19 protein-coding genes and 2 pseudogenes are annotated in these 18,521 nt (G+C 66.5%); 11 read left to right on the top strand and 10 right to left on the bottom strand.

What is annotated here, in order from left to right; translation table 11 throughout:
* Positions 1-219: 219 nt before the first annotated feature.
* Positions 220-456, top strand: a complete 237-nt coding sequence (locus AB0M88_RS48235; protein ID WP_364114164.1) for a hypothetical protein — start codon at positions 220-222, stop codon at positions 454-456.
* Positions 457-804: 348 nt separating this feature from the next.
* Positions 805-2,202 (top strand): MFS transporter, encoded by a 1,398-nt coding sequence (locus AB0M88_RS48230; RefSeq protein WP_364114162.1) that lies wholly within the window; start codon positions 805-807, stop codon positions 2,200-2,202.
* 104 nt (positions 2,203-2,306) lie between these two features.
* Here the strand turns inward: AB0M88_RS48230 and AB0M88_RS48225 are convergent, their stop codons facing one another.
* The gene (locus tag AB0M88_RS48225) at positions 2,307-2,801 is read right to left on the bottom strand and encodes a cytochrome c biogenesis protein CcdA (protein WP_364114160.1); all 495 of its coding nucleotides are present in this window, start codon (positions 2,799-2,801) and stop codon (positions 2,307-2,309) included.
* 355 nt (positions 2,802-3,156) lie between these two features.
* On the opposite strand from AB0M88_RS48225, the gene AB0M88_RS48220 reads away from it, so the two are divergent.
* Entirely contained in the window at positions 3,157-4,008 is an 852-nt protein-coding gene (locus AB0M88_RS48220; RefSeq protein ID WP_364114158.1) for a MerR family transcriptional regulator, read from the top strand.
* A 124-nt stretch (positions 4,009-4,132) separates the two neighbouring features.
* Here the strand turns inward: AB0M88_RS48220 and AB0M88_RS48215 are convergent, their stop codons facing one another.
* Positions 4,133-5,050, bottom strand: coding sequence for an SDR family NAD(P)-dependent oxidoreductase (locus tag AB0M88_RS48215; RefSeq protein WP_364114156.1), 918 nt, complete (start codon positions 5,048-5,050; stop codon positions 4,133-4,135).
* Positions 5,051-5,192: 142 nt separating this feature from the next.
* On the opposite strand from AB0M88_RS48215, the gene AB0M88_RS48210 reads away from it, so the two are divergent.
* On the top strand, positions 5,193-5,747 hold the full coding sequence (locus AB0M88_RS48210; RefSeq protein WP_364114154.1) for a TetR family transcriptional regulator: 555 nt from the start codon (positions 5,193-5,195) through the stop codon (positions 5,745-5,747).
* A 55-nt stretch (positions 5,748-5,802) separates the two neighbouring features.
* Here AB0M88_RS48210 and AB0M88_RS48205 read toward each other — a convergent pair whose 3' ends face one another.
* Positions 5,803-6,366 (bottom strand): TetR/AcrR family transcriptional regulator, encoded by a 564-nt coding sequence (locus tag AB0M88_RS48205; protein WP_364114152.1) that lies wholly within the window; start codon positions 6,364-6,366, stop codon positions 5,803-5,805.
* 117 nt (positions 6,367-6,483) lie between these two features.
* On the opposite strand from AB0M88_RS48205, the gene AB0M88_RS48200 reads away from it, so the two are divergent.
* The 6 genes and pseudogenes from AB0M88_RS48200 to AB0M88_RS48175 all read left to right on the top strand — a co-directional run bounded on the left by AB0M88_RS48200 (position 6,484) and on the right by AB0M88_RS48175 (position 11,208).
* A complete protein-coding gene (locus AB0M88_RS48200; RefSeq protein WP_364114150.1) occupies positions 6,484-7,923 on the top strand; it encodes an MFS transporter in 1,440 nt (479 codons plus the stop codon).
* An 80-nt stretch (positions 7,924-8,003) separates the two neighbouring features.
* On the top strand, positions 8,004-9,200 hold the full coding sequence (locus tag AB0M88_RS48195) for a cysteine synthase family protein (RefSeq protein WP_364114148.1): 1,197 nt from the start codon (positions 8,004-8,006) through the stop codon (positions 9,198-9,200).
* A 273-nt stretch (positions 9,201-9,473) separates the two neighbouring features.
* The gene (locus AB0M88_RS48190; RefSeq protein ID WP_364114146.1) at positions 9,474-9,896 is read left to right on the top strand and encodes a PaaI family thioesterase; all 423 of its coding nucleotides are present in this window, start codon (positions 9,474-9,476) and stop codon (positions 9,894-9,896) included.
* A gap of 203 nt (positions 9,897-10,099) precedes the next feature.
* Complete coding sequence (locus AB0M88_RS48185) at positions 10,100-10,237, top strand: helix-turn-helix domain-containing protein (RefSeq protein WP_364114144.1); 138 nt, start codon at positions 10,100-10,102, stop codon at positions 10,235-10,237.
* Between the two features lie 95 nt (positions 10,238-10,332).
* Positions 10,333-10,665: pseudogene (locus AB0M88_RS48180) on the top strand (EamA family transporter); the annotation flags it as partial.
* Positions 10,645-11,208: a DMT family transporter gene (locus tag AB0M88_RS48175; RefSeq protein ID WP_364114168.1), complete on the top strand. Its 564-nt coding sequence runs from the start codon at positions 10,645-10,647 to the stop codon at positions 11,206-11,208. The pseudogene AB0M88_RS48180 and the gene AB0M88_RS48175, both read left to right, overlap by 21 nt.
* Positions 11,209-11,227: 19 nt before the next feature.
* Here AB0M88_RS48175 and AB0M88_RS48170 read toward each other — a convergent pair whose 3' ends face one another.
* The 7 genes and pseudogenes from AB0M88_RS48170 to AB0M88_RS48140 form a co-directional block, all read right to left on the bottom strand.
* Complete coding sequence (locus tag AB0M88_RS48170; protein WP_364114142.1) at positions 11,228-11,809, bottom strand: sigma-70 family RNA polymerase sigma factor; 582 nt, start codon at positions 11,807-11,809, stop codon at positions 11,228-11,230.
* A 111-nt stretch (positions 11,810-11,920) separates the two neighbouring features.
* A pseudogene (locus AB0M88_RS48165) lies at positions 11,921-12,442 on the bottom strand (GNAT family N-acetyltransferase); the annotation flags it as partial.
* Complete coding sequence (locus AB0M88_RS48160) at positions 12,429-13,298, bottom strand: alpha/beta hydrolase (protein WP_364114140.1); 870 nt, start codon at positions 13,296-13,298, stop codon at positions 12,429-12,431. The gene AB0M88_RS48160 and the pseudogene AB0M88_RS48165, both read right to left, overlap by 14 nt.
* A 31-nt stretch (positions 13,299-13,329) precedes the next feature.
* The gene (locus AB0M88_RS48155) at positions 13,330-13,860 is read right to left on the bottom strand and encodes a PaaI family thioesterase (RefSeq protein WP_364114138.1); all 531 of its coding nucleotides are present in this window, start codon (positions 13,858-13,860) and stop codon (positions 13,330-13,332) included.
* Positions 13,861-13,916: 56 nt separating this feature from the next.
* Complete coding sequence (locus AB0M88_RS48150) at positions 13,917-14,909, bottom strand: patatin family protein (RefSeq protein WP_364114136.1); 993 nt, start codon at positions 14,907-14,909, stop codon at positions 13,917-13,919.
* A gap of 528 nt (positions 14,910-15,437) precedes the next feature.
* Positions 15,438-16,883, bottom strand: a complete 1,446-nt coding sequence (locus tag AB0M88_RS48145) for a PLP-dependent aminotransferase family protein (protein WP_364114134.1) — start codon at positions 16,881-16,883, stop codon at positions 15,438-15,440.
* A 129-nt stretch (positions 16,884-17,012) separates the two neighbouring features.
* Positions 17,013-17,156 carry a hypothetical protein gene (locus tag AB0M88_RS48140; RefSeq protein ID WP_364114132.1) on the bottom strand — a complete coding sequence of 48 codons (144 nt, stop codon included), beginning with the start codon at positions 17,154-17,156 and terminating at the stop codon, positions 17,013-17,015.
* Positions 17,157-17,879: 723 nt separating this feature from the next.
* Between AB0M88_RS48140 and AB0M88_RS48135 the strand changes: the two genes are divergently transcribed.
* On the top strand, positions 17,880-18,521 hold a 642-nt coding region (locus tag AB0M88_RS48135; RefSeq protein ID WP_364114166.1), incomplete at its 3' end, for a VOC family protein.

The following is an 18,521-nucleotide window of genomic DNA, read 5'->3' as shown; positions in this document are numbered from 1 at the left end:
GGGGGGGGGGGGGGGGGGGGGCGGGGGGGGGCCGGGGGGGGGGGGGGGGGGGGGTGGGCGGGGGGGGGGGGGGGACGGCCGGCTCCGGGTCCCGCGCCCGTGCGCCGCCCCGGCGGGCGGGCGGGCGCGCGGCCGGTACGAAGTGACCTGAATGCGGGCGGGCGACGCCGAGTTACCGTCGCGCAGCTGCGCCCAGCGTGCGGCGTGCGGCGGTTCCGGGTGAGTGGTGATGATCGTCGTGGCGTCGGCGACGCACTTCTCGTCACCGCAGGTCGACCCGAAGGCGAGATCGAACGCGGCGACCAGGGCGAGGGGCGCGAATGGCATCGTACGCATGGCAGCACTCCAGTCTTCCTGTACGCGTGCTTCGTGCTCATGACGACGGCGTGCCCGGTGCGCGGGTTCGCTGATGCGGTGTTGGCCACATTCGGCGTCTATTACTGGTCGGTAACTTGACCCTGACATCGTGTCAGGTCCTTTCGTGGCTTCATGCCACCCCCGACCCAGCGGCATCACCGTCGCCATGGTCACCTTCGCCGAGGCACGCCTGCAGAGCCACCTTGCCCGAGCGGCGCTCAGCGACGGCGCAGGCGACTTCGTCGGACGAGCGAATCGCTTCGCTGGAAGATCCGAGCCTGGCATGCCGGTCGGAACAGTCAAGTCGCGCACGTTCACGCCCTGCGCCAGCTACGCAATGCCGTCGCTTACGCCGAACCGGCACGGCCGCTCCCGCAAGTACAGGCCCTCGCGCCACACCCGGATGCCGGACGGTGCCGATGGCACTTTTCAAAGGAAGCCGATCTGATGTCAACCGCAGTCGCCGCGCCACCGACACGCACCCGATCGCTGAGTGGGATCCTCATCGCCGTGGGGATTCCCACTTTCATGGCGTCGTTGGACACCCTCGTCGTGAGTACCGCTCTGCCGGCCGTCCGGGCGGACCTGAATGCGTCGACTCCTGACCTGCAGTGGGTGCTCAACGCATATACCCTTCCGTTCGCCGCGTTTCTGCTGACCGCGGCAGCGTGGGGCGACCGGCTGGGACGGCGGCGCCTGTTCCTCGCCGGCATCGTGCTGTTCACCGCCGCCTCGGCCGCGTGTGCGTTGTCCACCACCACCTGGCAACTGAACCTCGCCCGGGCTGTCCAGGGCCTGGGCGGCGCCGCGGTGATTCCGCTGTCACTCACCCTGCTGTCGCATTCGGTGCCGGCGAAGGCACGTACGTCGGCGGTCGGCATCTGGGGCGGCATCTACGGCTTGGGAGTTGCGATCGGCCCGCTGGTGGGTGGCGCCGTCGTCGACCACCTGCACTGGCACTACATCTTCTGGCTCAACGTGCCGATCGGCATCGTGGCCGTAGTGATCGCAGCGGTCGTGCTTCCCGAGTCGCGGGGCGAGCGCCACCGGCTGGACCCGCTGGGTGTCCTGCTCTCGGCAAGCGGCCTACTGCTGACCATCTGGGGGGTCGTGAGCGGTCCTGACGACGGCTGGGGCTCACTGCCCGTGCTGGGAAAACTCGTTGCGGGTGGTCTGTTGCTCGTCGGATTCGTTGCGTCGCAGGCCTTCAGCCGCACGCCGATGTTGCCGCTGTTCCTGTTTCGCTCGCGGGGGTTCAGCCTGGTCAACGTGGTTACTCTGACGTTCAACGCCGGCCTGGCGGCAGCGATTTTCCTCCAGACGCAGTTCTTCCAGGTGGCACAGGGCTACAGCCCACTGGGAGCTGGGCTACGCAGTCTTCCCTGGACCGCGATGCCCATCGTTGTCGCTCCACTGGCCGGGCACTTCGGCGATCGCATCGGCCCTCGCCGGCTGATCGCAGTCGGACAGGTCCTGTTCGCCGTGGCGCTGCTCCTCTTCGCTGTGGACAGCCGGACCGACATCGCCTACTCGAGCCTCGTCGTGCCTGAGGTGATCGCCGGCATCGGCACCGCCCTGACCCTCGCCCCGATCAGCAGTCTCGCTCTGGCCAGCGTTCCCCCGCCGGGACGGGGTATCGCCGCCGGAGTGAACAACACGATCCGGCAGGCCGGAATCGCGGGAGGTGTGGCCGTCGCGGCCTCCATCTTCAGCACCTTCGGTTCATACGCGTCACCGCAGTCGTTCGTGGACGGTGAGAAGCCTGGGGTCTTCGTCGGTGGACTGATCGTCGTCGTGAGCGCCCTGACCGCGTTCCTGCTCCCCGGGGCGAAGAGACAGCAATAGAAGGTCGAGCCGGTTCCGCCCGGAGCCGGCCTATCGCTTTTGCGGCATGGGAAGCAGCGACCGGATCAGGTTTCCGGTCCCGCCGTAGCCACCCTCGCCGATCGTTATATGAGGGTCGCCGCGGTACCGACCGCGAATCCCGCGGTCAGCACGATCGTCCCGGCGCCGACGGTGCCGGTCGCGCCGGCCACCGTGATCGCGGCCAGCACCGGCCCGGCGCACGGTGCGTAGACCACACCGAGCACCAGGCCGAGCAGGAACCCACCTCGGTCGGGTTCGACGTTGCGCTGCGGGATCCGGGTGAACGGGGCCTCCAGGAGCTCGCCGACGCGAGGAACCATCAGTCCCAGCCCAAGTAGCAACAACGCGGCCAGCCCGGCCCAGCGGACAGCACCATGCGGAATCGGCAGCGTGGCCAGGACAGCCGCACCGGCCAGGGTCAGCAGGCTGAAACCGGTCACCAGGCCGGCGACGACCAGGTAGGGTCGCCGACGACCGCCGCCGGACAAGAAGACCACCGGCAGCACCGGCAGGATGCACGGCGACAGGCCGGTAATCACCCCGCCCACAAGCCCGATCAGGACCAGGGTCAGATCCATGAGACGGATCTCCTTTCACGCTCCGTCGTCGAGGTGCCTGACGATGTCATCGAACATGGCCCGTACGGCGGCGTCATCGGCATCACGCACCGCCGGAGCCGGAGGCTCTAGGAGCCGTGGATCCGTGGGAACCCAGCCCCACTCGTCGGCCATGCCCGCTTCCGCCAGGACACCGATCAGGCATCGCATGAGTGACCTCCAGGACATGACCGCACCTCCCTGCCCGGACCGGGCGTCCACCACCAAATGTGATGCCGTCCGCGCCGGCTGACCCAGGGACTTGCCCTGGTGCGACCACTGGTTGAGGGGCGATGTCGCCCTCGGAGGGGATGTCAGGCCCGATAGTGGAGCCACCATGTTCACCATCGGAGACTTCGCCGGCCTCGGCCGGGTGTCGGTGCGGATGCTGCGTCACTACGACACCATCGGCCTGATCCGCCCCGCCCACGTCGACCCGCACAGCGGCTACCGCTACTACACCGCGGCCCAGCTGCGGGTGCTCAACCGGGTCATCGCCCTCAAAGACCTCGGCTTCACCCTCCAACAGGTGAAGGCCATGATCGAAGACAAGATCGAATCGACCGAGCTACGTGGCATGCTCCGGCTGCGCCGAACCGAACTGGCCGCCCAGGTCGAGGCCGACGCCGCCCGCCTGACCCAGGTCGACGCCCGGCTCCGGCTGATCGAGACCGAGGGCCACATGGACACCGGCGACGTCATCCTCAAGAGCGCGCGGGCGATGCGGGTAGCGCGGCTCACGAGCACGGCTCCGCGCTATGACGACACCGTTTCGATCGAACGGAGTCTCAGCCCGCTCTACCCGCGACTGCTCCAGCTGATGCTCGAACACGGCATCTTCGCAGCCGGCTCGCCGCTCGCGTACTACGAACCCGCGCCGACCGGCCCCGAGGACGAGACGATCAACGTGCACGCCGCGTTCCCGGTCGCCTCGAGCGCCGAGGGCGACGACCTCGGTTTCGACCTCATCAACCTGCCCGCACTCGGGTCGGTGGCGACCGTCCTGCACGAGGGCAACATGATGGAGGCCATGGGCACCGTGCAGAAGCTCGCCACGTGGATCGACGACAACGGCTACCGGCCGGTCGGTCCGGGCTTCGCCCGCGAGATCTTCGTCGAGTGCCCGCCCGGCGATTTCGACAACTGGATCACCGAACTGCAGGTAGCCGTCACCACGACCGCGACCTAGTCGTCACGGCCGTGCTCCCGAACGGCGACTTCGTGGTCAGTTCCGAGGCCGAGCCGTCGATCCGGATCCTCGGCCGGACCACGGTGATTCAGTGGTGGTTGACGGCGGCGATCGCCGGGCGTCGTCAGACCGGGAAGGTTACGCCGGTGAGCTGTTCCGAGAGAGCCCACAGGCGCTGCTGGACGGCCTTGTCGCGGGATTTGGCGCTGGAACTGACGAGCTTGGGATATCCGCGAGTCTCGGCGAGACGGCTGGGTCCGTAGTACTGGCCGCCGCGTACGGCCGGGTCGGTCGCTGCCCGCAGCGTCGGTAGGGCTCCCATGGCGGCGCTCTGGTTGATCAGAGGCTTGAGGACGGTGATTGACATGCGCGCGAAGGCGGGCAGGTATCGGACGAGCTCGGTCGAGGCGTTGCCGGGATGCGCCGCGACGGCAATGGTCGTGCTGTGCTGCTCGGTGAGGCGTCGTTGCAGTTCGTAGGTGAACATCAGGTTGGCCAGTTTCGATTGTCCGTAGGACGCGGCGCGGCTGTACGAGCGTTCGAACTGAGGGTCGGCGAAGTGGATGTCCGCCTGAATTTTGTGGCCGTAGCTACTGATCGTGACGACGCGCGATCCAGGCACTGGCAGCAGCAGATCAAGCAGCAGCCCGGTGAGTGCGAAGTGGCCGAGATGATTGACGCCGAACTGTAGGTCGAATCCATCCTTGGTCTTCTGTCGATCGGTGTACGCGACCCCGGCGTTGTTGATGATGAGATCGAGCGTGGGATGTGCCGTGCGGATCTCGGCGGATGCCTCGCGGACGGATTCGAGCGAACCAAGATCCAGCTGTTGAACGGTGAGGTCGGCGCCTGGTGCAGCTCGGGCGATGCGGGCGGCCGCCTGTTTGCCCTTTTCGACGTCTCGTACCGCCAGCACGACGCGGGCGCCGTGTTCGGCGAGCATGCGGGCCGCCTCGAAGCCGAGACCCGTGTTCGCGCCGGTGACAAGAGCAGTGCGCCCATGCTGTCGGGGGATGTCGTGCTCGGTCCATGCGTTGTCCATCGATGTCTCCGGCGAGTAGGTGGGCGGAGGAACGAGTGCCACCTTATGCCAGAAATGCCACTGAGTGGCAAGCGGCGAAGAGTATTGTGCGGTAGTGCAGCTGCCTAAACCGGTCCCCATACGTGAGCGTGCTCGTAGCGCGATGCGGGTTGAGCTGGCCTTGCTTGCGCAGGAGCTGTTCGCGGCCAAGGGCTACCACAGCACCACGCTCGACGACCTGATGTCAGCGGCGGGCATTTCGAAACGGACTTTTTTCCGTTACTTCGCATCGAAGGAAGACCTGGTACTAGGAAAATACGACGTCTGGGGCGAGCGGCTTGTCCAGGCGTTCACCGCCCGGCCGCCGGACGAGCCGGTCTGGGCGTCGCTGCGACGTACCTTCGATGTCGTGGTCCATTATTTCGGGGACCCGGCCCAGCTTTCGCACATGCTCGCCCTGGAGAAGGTGATCCAGGAAAACTCGGCGCTCAGTGCCGGTGAGCTGGAGCGGATGGCTCGCGTGCAGAGCGAACTGGCCGAGCCGATCGCGCAGCGGATGGGAGCACTCTCCACCGGCGACCCGCGTCCCTCAGCGGTCGCCGGTGCCGCACTGGCCTGCTTGATCGCCGCGAAGAACGTCTGGGTCGCCAGTGACCGAGCCCGTCCGTTCTCGGAGACGCTCGATGCGGCCATGGCCCCTCTGGGTCCTGTCGAGTAGTTCCTCGGCGGACCGAGCCGCACCGTCCGCAAACAAACTCCTCTCTCCTACACGCTCACTGCGGAGCCCCGGCCCGATATCTCAGGCCGTCGACCAGGATCTCGACCAAGCGGTCGTCGGCCTCGTCGAGCAGGCAGAAGGCGCTCAGCGCTTTCATCGCGGCCTCGGCGCTCGCGTCGGCTCGCAGCAGGCCCTGTTCGACACCCGTCTCGATCAAACGGGCCAGGGCGTCCAGCATCACGGTACGGGTCGGTTTGAAAGGCTCGGATTGATGCACCGCTCCGCGTATCGCCGCTGCCATGCCTCGTTTGGTGAAGACGAAGTTGACCAGGCCCTGCATCCAGCGCTCGAGCGCCTGGTCGGCCGGCAGGTCGGTGAGCAGAGTGTCCACCTCGGCGCAGACATCTTCGACTCGGCGGCGGTACACGCCGGCGACCAGGTCGTCGCGGGTGGGGAAGTGCCGGTAGAGCGTCGCGCTGCCCACGCCGGCCCGCTGGGCGATGTCCTCCAGGGAGGCGTCTACGCCGTGGCGGGCGAAGGCGTCGGCGGCGCTGACCAGGAGCGCTTCACGGTTGCGCACGACATCTCGGCGCACGCGGCGCGGGGTGGTGGACGGCACGCGACCAAGCATAAACGAAGACAGCTCCCCATCTTGGCAAAACGGGGGATGCCCCCGTATGTCGTCCGCCGGTAAGCCATCCGCGCCGCGGGGCATCTGTCTCATGGAGAAACTTCGATGTCAGTAAGCACGACGACACGCCATGCCGGGACCGCGCTCGTCGTCATCCTGTCCTGTCAACTGATGGTGACCCTCGACGCGACCATCGTGAACATCGCACTGCCCAGCATGCAGGCCGCGCTGGGTTTTTCCACCACCAACCTGTCATGGGTCATCAACGCGTACACCCTGGCCTTCGGTGGGCTCCTGCTTCTCGGCGCCCGAGCGGGCGACATCATCGGTCGGCGTCGCTCGCTGCTCGGCGGGCTGGCACTGTTCACCGTGGGATCCTTCGTCGGCGGTCTCGCCGCCAATCCCGCCACCATGCTGACGGCACGCGCTCTGCAGGGAGTGGGCGCCGCCCTCGCGTCGCCCTCAGCGCTCGCTCTGCTGATGACCATGTTTCCGGAAGGGCCGAGACGGGTCCGCGCCATCGCGCTGTACACCACCATGTCGATCGGCGGAGGCGCGCTCGGCCTCATTGCCGGCGGCATGCTGACCCAGTGGGTGTCCTGGCGCTGGGTGATGTTCGTAAACGTGCCGGTCGGTCTCGCCGCTGTGCTTACCGGCTTGGTCACCGTGCCGGAGACATCACGGCGACCCGGCAGGTTCGACTTCGCCGGAGCGCTGACGTCGACCCTCGGCATGACCGCCCTCGTGTACGCCTTCGTCCGCGTCGCCTCCGACGGCTGGCGCGACACCGCGGCCATAGCATCATTCGTAACCGGCGCCGTGTTGCTCGCCGGGTTCGTCGCCGTCGAAGTGCGCGCCTCTGCACCCATCGCGCCATTGTGGCTGTTCGCCGACCGTAATCGGGTCAGCTCCTACATCGCCCGCATCTGCCAGTTCGCCGGCATGACCGGCGTGTTCTTTTTCCTGACCCAGTTCCTCCAGAACGTGTTGCGCTACAGCCCCATCCGGGCCGGACTCGCGTTCATCCCCCTCACGCTGTTCCTGGTTATCGCCGTAACGATCAGCTCCAAACGTCTCGTCGGCAAGGTCGAGGACCGGCTGCTCATCACCGTCGGCATGCTGCTGTGCACGGGCGGCATGCTCTGGCTGGCCTCGATCAGCGCTTCCAGCGACTACTTCGACGTGCTGTGGCCCATGCTCCTGTTCGGGATCGGCATCGGCGCCGCCTCCGTCGTGCTCACCAACGTCTCGGTGTCCGGTGTGGATCCGCAGGATGCCGGTGCAGCCTCGGGCCTGGTAAACGTGATGCAGCAACTCGGCGGCGCGGTGGGACTGGCCGTGCTTATCAGCGTCTACGGTGCCGCCAGCGACAACGCCGACGGCACCGTAACGTTCATCGCGGGCATCCGCCAAGGATTCCTCGCCGGCTCGATCTTCCTCGCCGTCAGCGCCCTGGTCGCCGCAATCCTCATCCGTCCCAGCAGCAGCCGACGTGTCCATCAGCTCGATGCCGATCCGGAGGACGGCCACGTCGTCGCCCGCTGAGCGGAACTCGCGCCGTGAGTCGCCGGCAGGATCCTCGACGACGGAACACGAGCACCTGTACGCCGGGGACGGAAATCGCCGTGCCGGCCAACCCGTACCGTCTGGCCGAGCTCGACCTGGGCAGCCGCCGCGGCGACGATCCGCCGAAGGGATGTCTGGTAACCCCGTTGTTGTCCTGTTTCCCGGCCGGTAGTTCGCGGCCGTCGCGGGGCTTGTGGTGCGGGATGATCGCCTCGGGGTCGCCGAGCCATGAAGTGCCCAGGCAAGGCAACCTGATATTGTGGTTTATGAGGATGCACGATAGCGCTACCGCCCCCTTGCCGATAGCAGTACAGGATTCTGTGCTTGAAGTCATCGGTGCTACCCCCATGGTTCGACTCTCTCGCCTGACCGGCGTCCTGTCCGGCTCGATCGTCGCCAAGCTGGAATACCTCAATCCGGGCGGCTCCAAGAAGGACCGCGTCGCCAAACGTATTATCGAGGACGCCGAGATTCTCGGCCGTCTCGCGCCCGGTCAGTCCGTCGTCGAGTTGACCAGCGGGAACACCGGTGCCGGTCTCGCCATCGCCTGTGCGGTGACCGGTCATCCGTTCGTTGCAGTGCTCTCCAAAGGCAGCTCGGCTGAACGAGCCCGGATGATCGCCGCTCTCGGAGCCGAGGTGGTGCTGGTGGACCAAGCGCCGGGTTCGGTGCCAGGGCAAGTGTCTGGCGCGGACATGAGACTGGTTGAGGCGGAGGCCGAGCGAATCACTGAGCAACGGGGAGCTTTTCGTTCGGACCAGTTTGCCAACCCCGGCAACGTCGAGTCCCATTACCGTGGCACGGGTCAGGAGATCTGGGCGCAGACAGGCGGACGCCTCGATGCATTCGTGGACTTCGTCGGCACGGGAGGGTGTCTGGCCGGGGTGAGCCGTGCCCTGAAAGAGCGGCGACCGTCGATCAAGTGCTTCGCTGTTGAACCGGAAGGCGCGGCCGCGCTGGCCGGGCAAGGCGCGACCCGACCCAACCACCCCATCCAGGGCGGTGGCTTCGGCCGGCCGGACCTTGCTCATCTGCAGGGCGTTCCTCTTGACGGCTATCTGCAGGTCACCGGGGAGCAGGCCCGAACTGCCGCTCGTCGGCTCGCTAAACGGGAAGGCATCTTTGCCGGATTCTCGGCCGGCGCCAACGTCGCGGCGGCGTTGCAACTACTGGAAAGCGAATTGAAGGGCGCTATTGTGGCAGTGGTCATTCCGGACTCAGGCCTGAAATACCTTTCCACCGACCTCTGGGAATAGCGACCAACTATCCCCGAGCTCCGAGGTCACTCGGGTGACTCCCCGGCCATATATGCCAATCCAACCGCCCTCCGTAACGGTACGCGCCTTTTCCCGGCGTCGAGTGAGACAGCAGGGCGAGCGGAGGCGACAGCAGTCGGCGGAACCTGTCAGCGGGCAAACCGCACACATCCCCTCTGAGATCGGAGTACGAACCGCATGGACGACAGAACACGGACCTACGGCTGGGCGGACCCGCGACGAATCGACAAACTCGGGCGTGAGCTCGACGGCATGGAGTTCACCCGTCAGCTGCTGCTGATGGGCGAGGACGGGCGCATGCCGATCGCCACGACCTTTGGGTTCAGGCTGGAAGAGGTGGCCTATGGGCGTGTGGTCCTCGTCGGTGACCTCGAGGAGTACCTGTACAACGTGATCGGAGTGGTGCACGGAGGTGTCGCCGCAACCTTGTTGGACACCGCCGCCGCCAGTGCCGTGCACACCACCGTGCCGGCCGGCACCCGTTACACCAGCCTCGATCTGTCGGTGAAGTTCCTGCGACCCCTGATCACCGAAGTCGCGCCGGTGCGAGCCATCGGGACCCTCATCAACCGTGGCCGGCGCACCGCCCTCGCGAGTGCGGAACTGCGCGACTCGACTAACCGGCTACTCGCCCACGCGACGAGCAGCTGCATGTTGTTCCCACCCGACGCGTGAAACGCGGTGAGACACGACCATCGACATCTCGCCGAACAGCAACGGTCCGCGACCGCGATCGGTCGAGGCACGCCGGGTGATCGACGAGTTGCTTCCCGGCCGCGGTCTGGGAGGACGCGCGTGGCGCAGCCGGATGAAGGCTGCTGGCAGCACGGCTGCCGCCCGGCAAGCGCGACTGAACGGGCTGCCATGACCCGGCTGCCATGACCCGGCTGCTGTTGTCCGGACAGCCCGCCGGTGCCGCGGCAGCTGACGCGGGGTTCTATGACCAGGCGCATCTGACGAGGCACTTCAAGCGGATGCTCGGAGTGAGTCCGGCGCGCTACGCCAAATCCCGATGAGTTCGCCGCTGTCCCGGCAGCACCGCGGGCCCTCACCGCCGTGATTGACGCGGGGCGAGTAGTGAACGCCCGCACCACGGTGCTTCACGAGTTCCAAGGTTGTGGTAGCTCAGGTACCACACGATGTCGCCGCAACGATGAGGTTCGGCGGTGGTGCCGTGATCCTCCTGACCCTGCTTTTCGCGCGACCCGGCCGTACCCGCTTCTCCTGGACCGATCTTCTCCGGGGCGGCGGCGTTGGTCTGGTAGGCGTGTTCGCCTACAACTTCTTCTTCTTCTGGGCGATCTCGCTCGCACCCGCTGTCGACGGAAGCGTCATTGTCCCGGTGATGAGCCCTATCGTGACCGTCATCGTCCTGCTCGCGTTCGGCGGCGAGCGAGCTTCCGGGGCGCGGATCGTGGGTCTTCTGGTCGGCCTCGCCGGCGCGATCGTCTTCTTCTTCGGCATCGGAACGCGGTCGTACGGCTCGGCGATCGGGTCCCGTCTGACGGGTGATCTGATCTACCTGCTCGCAGCTGTGTGCTGGGCCGCGTACAGCATCCTCTCGAAGAAGGTGCTTGGCGGTATCGATCCGCTGAGGGCTACCACCTATGCCACAGGTGTCGGCGCGGTCGCCTTGCTCGCGGTGTCGGCTCCCGAGCTGCCGGACGTGTCCTGGAGCTCGATATCGAACGGTGTGTGGGTCAACCTGGTATTCCTTGCGGTCGGGCCCACCGCCGTCGCTTACCTCTTCTACTTTCGTGGACTGCGGTCGGTCAGCCCCGTCACGGCCACGATCACCATGTTCGCGGTTCCCGTTTTCGGAACCGCCTCTTCGGTGGTGTTCCTCGGCGAATCGTTCACCACGGCCCAGATCATCGGGGCGTCGGTCACGGTCGTCGGAGCTCTCCTCGCGGTGACCGAGGGCCGATTGGCCGGCAGTAGGGCCGCCGCGACGACTCCGCCGGCGGAGCCGTCGATCGGCCTCTGAGGCCGTGGTTCGACGCAGGTCAGCCGACCGCGTCCCGCAATCGCCGTAGAGCATGAAACGTGCGTGACTTGACCGTCCCGACCGGCATGCCCAACCGTTCGGCAGCCTCCTGTACCGAGCTGCCGCGGATATAGAGCTCGTTAAGGATCATCCGCTGCTCGCGGGTCAACGCTCGAATCGCGCACTTCAAGGTCTCCGCTGCGACCGCGGTGTCAGTCGTAGGATTGGTCGCCGCGGATATGAGATCGGCGTCCTTCAGGTCCACCTCTGTCGGGCGCGCCTGCCGCATGCGAGCCGCGTCGATGGCGATGCGTCGCGCCACCGTGAAAAGCCAGCGTCGTGCGCCGGTTTCGTCATCGGGCACCCGGTCGAGGTTGCGCCAGGCGCGAATCATCGTCTCCTGCAGCAGGTCTTCGGTGAGATCACGTTGTCCGTGCGTCAACCGGAGCAGGAAGGCGTACAGCGGGTGTGCGTATGCGGTTTCGAGCCGGGCGATCCGCTCAGCTGACGCTGCCTGCGCGTCAGCCGCCTGTGCGTCTACCGGCGTCACGATGACGATCTCGGGTGTTTCCGGCACATGGACCTCGGGTGTCTCCGGCACATGGGTGCTCTGCGGAATGGTGAGTCAGTGCTTGGTTGTGAGCTCGGCCCGGCAGGCCGGGGCGCCCACAGATCGAGGCCCCATAGGCGTGACCTTCCACCGGTCGAGGACCTCGGTCGGCGCGAGCGCGAACGACAGCTGTACCAGGCCACCCATGAAGGTGGATTCGACGCCGTAGCCGAACGCGCGGATCATTCGCGGGATGCTTGCGTTCTCCGGAAGGATCGTTGCGACGAAGTGGGCGATGCCGTTGGCGAGCGCAGCTTGGGCGAGATGTATGAGCAACACCGAGCCGATGCCCCGACCTTGATAGGCATCCTCGACCACGAGGGCCACTTCGGCCTCCGGTGAGCGAGACGTCAGCCGGTCATAGCGTCCGACGGCGACGATAGCCCCATCGTGCAGGACGACGAATGCCTCGCGGTCGTCATGGTCGACGTTGACGAACCGGTGCAGGTGACTTTGAGGTACGTGTGAGTAGGAGGAGAAGAAGCGCAGGTACCGGGTTCGCTCACTCATCCGCGAGTGCAGTTCCAGCATTGCCGGAGCGTCGTCCGGGTGGATGGGGCGCAACCGGATCTCGAGGTCGTCGGGAAGTTTCGGCCGCGTGGTGTTCTGCTTAGTCGTGGGCATTGCTGATCACGTCTGCCACTTGCTCGGGGAACTCCATGGATATGAAGGTGCGGCCGCCCGCGACCGGGGTCAGTTTTCCCTGAGGGAACGCGTCGGCCAGCCGTTGGCCGATGCTCAGCGGGAAGCATTCGTCGGCGTCACCCCAGACGACATCAACGGGCTTCGCGAAGGCGCCCAAGCGGGTGGCAACGTCGAGCAGGTCGGCCGGCCGCATGGCGCGCATCAGTTTGGCCGCGTCGCGCCGGATCGCGTGGTCGCGGAAACCGGGGAGAATCCAGCTCAGGGTGACCGCTGGGTCGGGGCGACCGGCGAACATGAGCCCATAGCCTCGCCCGCTGTGTCGTATTGCAGTCGGCTGCAGCGCGGCCAGCAAGGGCTTGAGCAGGCAGGGGTGGCTACCGACGCGGATGAGGCCGGTGAATTGCTCGGGTGGGAAACGGTCGAAGGCGTCGCAGTTGGTGAACACCAGACGGCCGATCCGGCGGTGGTCGGTGTCGATGGTGAACTGGCACAGGGCGCCGCCGGTGTCGCTGCCGACGAGGGTCACGTCGTTGAGACACATCGCGGCAAGGAATGCGTTGATGATTGCGGCCAGGCCTCGCGGGGTCAGGTCCGCGTGAGCATTCATCGCCACGACGTGCGATCCGAGCGGCCACACCGGGGCGTAACTGCGGATGCCTCGTGTTGCGAGCACGTCAGCGAGGCCGTTCCAGATCTGGTTGTCGACGAGTAGTCCATGGACGAAGACCACCGGCGGGAGAATGCTGTCCGCAGGGCCGGCGGCGCGGTAGATGATGGTCCCCTCCGCCAGCCTGACGCGGTCGAGGTGCCCGGCGGGGGTTGCTCCTGCGGTCACTGCCGTCTCCTTGTCTGCAGGCAGTTGGTCTTTACGGCCGGACGACGAAGCAACTGGCGGTCGCTGTGGCGAGCAGCTTCCCGGCAGCGCTCTGCAGGCGCGCCTCGGCGAGGGCGACTCGGCGCCCGGCGTGGACGACCTTGCCGGTGGCCGTGATCGGCCCGGTGCTCGCGTCAATGGGTTTGACGAGCCGAACCGACAGGTCAAGGGTGCTGAACCTCGCTCCGGCGGGGAGCGTGGTGTGGACCGCACAGGCGGCTGCTGAATCGAGCATCGATGCGTACACGCCACCGTGGAGCGACCACGCGGGGTTGTAGTGGAATTCCTCCGGGGTGAGCCGGAAAACGGTCTCGCCTTCGGCGGCGAAGGTCAGGCTCATGCCGAGCAGGGCCATCATCGGCGCCGGTGGGATGTCACCACGTGCCATGGCCTGCAGGAAGTCCAGCCCGCTGGAGGTGTCGACGCAGCTGAAGGCTGCCTGGTCCGCCCAGGAGACGACACGTAGCCGCGGGTCAGGCTCCGGCCGGGGTGAGGCGGGTGGTTCCGCGTTGGCCCTGTCCATGGCGTCGCTCCTTGTGCGGTGGTGGTGGGGGTGGAAGGGAGGTCGTTCCCAGGAGCTCAGCGGCCGGGTTCGACGCAGACGGCGAGCGCGTCCCACGCCGCCTGGCGCCCGGTCGCGACGGCCGAGCGCATCAGATGAGGCCGTCGCTCCGTGCGTCCGATGTGAGCGCTGCCGGCCGGTGGGCGGATCTGCACGATGGCCGGGTGGGCCGCCAGGAGTAGCTCCTCCTCGGCCCGCATCACCACCCGGTGCCGCCATGGGTTGGCGGCACCGGGAGCGTGCCGGGCGAACCAACGACCCAGCAGCATCCGCTCAGCGCGGGTCGGGGCAGTGGCGGTGGTTTCATCGGACCGTTTCGTCCGCAGAGCAACGATGTGGGTGGCGTGCTGGGCCAGCGCGGTGGCGATCGGGACGGTTTCGCTGATGCCCGCGTCAACGTAGCGACGCCCGCCGATCTCCACGGGTTCACCGGCGAGAAACGGCATGGCGGTCGAGGCACGCAGCGCCGACTGCAGGCTCGCCTGATCGCGGATACGGCTGTGGAGATCGACGGGCAGGCCTGTGTGAGCATCGGTGGCGATGGGATGGAACTCGACAGGATTGTCCAGGATCTCCCGGAATCCCATGGGCATGAGCTCGGTGTAGACGGTGTGCACCAGAAAACGCGTGTCGACGACCGGTTGGCGTCGTAGAAGCCGTAGGGGCGCGATGGTTCCCGTCATGATGGTTTTGTCCCACCACGCGTGCTGAGTGCTTTCTGCGCGGCCGCACAACAGCCACGCCGCGTTCAACGCACCCGCGGAGCTGCCGTACACAGCGTCGAACAATGGCAGTAACCCCAGCTGCTCGATGGCGATCGTCATGCCGCTGGAATAGGCGCCGCGTGAACTGCCGCCCTCGATCAGCAGAACCAGCCGGGCGTCGTCGCTGCGATTTTGCGGAGTGCTCCCGTCGTGCATGCGGTGGCGTAGTAGTTGAAGGACGGCTCGGTTCACCGTTGTCCCTTCTTCATGGATCGCGTTGCTCGAACCAGAGGTGGTCTCTGCCATCCGAACTCGCATAGCCGCATCCACCGACGCAGTGGCGCTTCGGGGGACCCGGGCGGGCGAGCGGCGGTGTTGCTTCGACGACGGCATCAAGCCAGAAAAGGGCCTCACACGGTGTCAGAGTCAAGTTACCCGTCAGTAACCTGATGGGCGGGCGCATTCACCAGGGCTTCCGGCGCCTACCGGGGCCTCATGCGATACGTGGTCGCCGGCTGCTGCCTGGTCTTGTCCGTATCTTTCCGTTCGCTGACGGTGAGTGCGCCCATCGGGCGAACTGGCTGCCACATCTGGCGGGTGGGGGCACGCGGTCGCCGACAACACGATTATCCGAGCGTCAGCTGCCCTGACATGGATAGGCATCGGGGGAGTCGCGGCAGGGGCCTTCGCTAACTCGACGCGGGCCGTCGGCGAACGATTTGGCGCATTTCCCGAGGCGGGACGGTCCTTGTCCGAAGTCTGCGACCATCAGGCCGGGTTTCGACGATAGCGTCGTTGAGATGGGAAATGCCATCCGAAAACATGATATGCGTGTCACCCACGTGTCGATGCCTTGGCAAGCCGGCGTACTCCCTCATCAATCTCGTCGAGGTCGGCCGTGTCAGCGAAGCTGATCCGCAGGTGCGGCCCGGGAGCTTCGGCCGCGAAATACGGTCGCCCCGGGGAGATCGCTACTCCGGCTCGAAGGGCGACGGCAGCCAACATGTCCTCCTGCATGCCGTCCGGTAGACGTGCCCAGAGGTGGTAACCGCCGGCCGGGATCCGTACGGTTGGCGCCAAGTCAGGCAGCCACCGATTCAGCGCTACGATCATCGCGTCACGTCGCTCGCGGAGCGCAGCTGCGGAGAACCGCAGGTGTCGCACCCACGCCGGAGAGCTCACCAGCTCAAGAGCTGCCTCCTGCAAGGGGCGCGGAACGAAGAAGCCACTGACGACTTGGATCGCCCGCAACCGCTCGAGCATGGGCCCCCGACTGACCAGCCCGGCCACTCGCAGACTGGGGGACGTGGGCTTGGTCAGCGAGCGAATGTGCACGACGGCACCGTAAGGGTCGTGGGCCAGCAGCGGCGCGGGAAGGCGCTGAGCTTCCGCTGGACCGCCATGACCGAGCCTGCGAGCGTAGTCGTCCTCGATGATGAAAGCCCCTGCGCCTCGAGCAACCTCAGCGATCCTGCGGCGCCGTTCTAGGCCCAGAGAGATGCCAGTAGGGTTGTGAAACAGCGGCTGGCAATACAAGGCACGGGCACGCGTTGCGGCAAACGCGTCGGCCAGCAGATCAAGCCGTACGCCGTCCTCGTCCATCGGGACCGGGACGGGACGCAATCCGGCAGCCCGGGCAATCGCCAGCGCTCCTGGGTAAGTCGGAGACTCCACCAACAGGGCGCCGCCAGGCACGGTGAGAGCTTGCAGCGCTGTGGTGAGTGCGGCCTGGCCCCCGCCGGAGATCAGCACGTGGGAAGGAGCAATGCCGGGTGCACCTATGTCTCGCGCGAACCACGAACGCAACTCGCTCAATCCTTCGACCGGCGGCCGCTCCCAGGCTCCGGGACGGCGAGCCGCGCGGCCGAGGGCGGCGGCGAGAGCCTGATCCGGTTGCAGTGAGGGATGCAGATATCCACCGTTGAAAGCGATCACTCCAGGTACGGGCGCGGCAAGGCTGGCGATGACGCCGGTGGCGTCCAGGACGCGAGGACCGGCCTCGTCGCGCTGCTCTTTGGCGTTGAGAGCGATTTGCTGCCAGGACGTGTCCACGGCGACGGGCCGCCGTTCATGAGCCGCTCGGAAAGCTCCGGCTCCAGGCCGGGTCGTCACGAGTCCTTCTCCGGCCAGGGTGGCGATCGCTTGCGAGACGGTGACCGGGCTGACACCGAAGCGATCCACCAGGGCGCGGCTCGACGGCAGCCTCTCGCCTGGCGAGTACTGATCCAGTTCGCGCCGGAGTGTTTCGGCGATCGCCCTGGAGCTGGTGCCACGGTTCATGGGCTCCGAGAATACCGTCACGACGATTGCCGCGATGCAGGTCAGGCAGGGGCGCGAAAGCAACCGGCCGGGAGATTCCGAGGTGGTTCGCCGAATCACAGCCTCTCGTCCGAGGACAGCGAATCCGTTTCACATCACGATCTTGATCTGTGGTAGCTGACGGTCGTCGACGGAGCACTGGTCGCGGATTGGAGAAATCAGGGCTGGCACGCCGGCGACAAACAGTATGCGCGCGGTCAGCGCGTACTGGACAAGGTCGATCCGCTTACGCATCGTGTGGCGCCGCAAAGCAATCGGGTTTGACGCAGACTGGTCGAGACATTGGCCATGAGACCAGACGCCAACCATCCGGATGCAGCCGACATCGTCAGCTGGCCCGCCCATCCGTTTCCTCGGCGAGAGGCCTAACGGAACCGGCCGGAGACCACCCCCACGGCGCGGTGCAGGGTGGGCGGATATGACGGCGACACGTACCAGGCCGACGACACAGGCCGCGGTCTTGCCGGCGCTTGAAGACCTACCTCTGAGATCGGCGAGGGAAAGTCACTCAGCTCGGTGGCCGCCGTGCTGAGGGCAAACCACAAGTCCGGCCCGTCTGTACTGCTGCGAGCCGATATGGACGCCATCCCCGGGACCGGATTGACCGGATTGGCGTAATCGAGCCGGATCGATCGAGTCATGCACACGTGTGGGCATGATCTGCACACAGCGATACTGGTCGGAACTGCGCGGCTGTGACGGGGCTCGCATACGGGCTCTGCTGCCCTGTGACCGCAGGCCGCTTGACTTTCACATTACTGATAGTAACCAACCACTGGTAACTTGAACCCGAGCGCCTGTCCCGGAACTCGTATGTGGATCGGTGCGGGTGCGTCGACATGCCCGCGGACGGACGGCCTCGCGGACCATCGAGAGGGGATGTCGATTTGGGTCAGCTGAAGAGGCTCGACCACGGCAGCATCCTGATCCGCGACTTCGCGAGAGCCCGGGAGACCTATATCAGGCTGGGCTTCGCTGTTCGCCGTTCGGCGATCACGGAGCGGAGATGGGAACCGGCAATCACGTCATCGCCCTCGAGGCAACTACCTGGAACTGCTCGGGGTGGTCAGCCCGACGCCCTTCAACCGAGACCTCCGGGATGCGCTCGAGGCCGGCGAGCGCTTCGGCATGGTGGCGCTCGACGCGGACGACGTCGCCGAGGCGGTAGCACAGGTTCGAGCAGCAGGCGTGACATCGACCGATCCGATTTCGGTCCGTCGCGGCGTCGAACTGCCGGACGGCCGCCATGTGGAGGCGGCGTTCACGGTCGCGTTCTTCACCGGAGTCGGCGAACGCTACGTGCGAGTCTTCTGCAACCGCACGCTCACGCCGGAGTATCTATGGATTCCGTCGCTGATGTCGCACCCCAACACGGCGGTTCGAATGGAGCAGGTCGGCGTGGTCACCGACGGTGAGGATCTCGGCATCGGCATCGGCATCGGCATCGGCATCGGCATCGGCGCATCAGCGCCGCGATCGAGGAACTACACGTGTCCCGCGGGCTACTGGAGGCCATCATCAACGGCAAGCCTCCGGTCGCCGCCGCGGGCGACTCGCCGGGCTGATCCGGCGGCCGGTTCCTACGCGCCCGCACCCCGG

Source organism: Actinoplanes sp. NPDC051411, assembly GCF_040682075.1.
In the GTDB taxonomy this organism is placed as follows: domain Bacteria; phylum Actinomycetota; class Actinomycetes; order Mycobacteriales; family Micromonosporaceae; genus Actinoplanes.
Note: the sequence above shows the minus strand (reverse complement) of the source record. Positions and strands in the feature narration are given on the sequence as shown.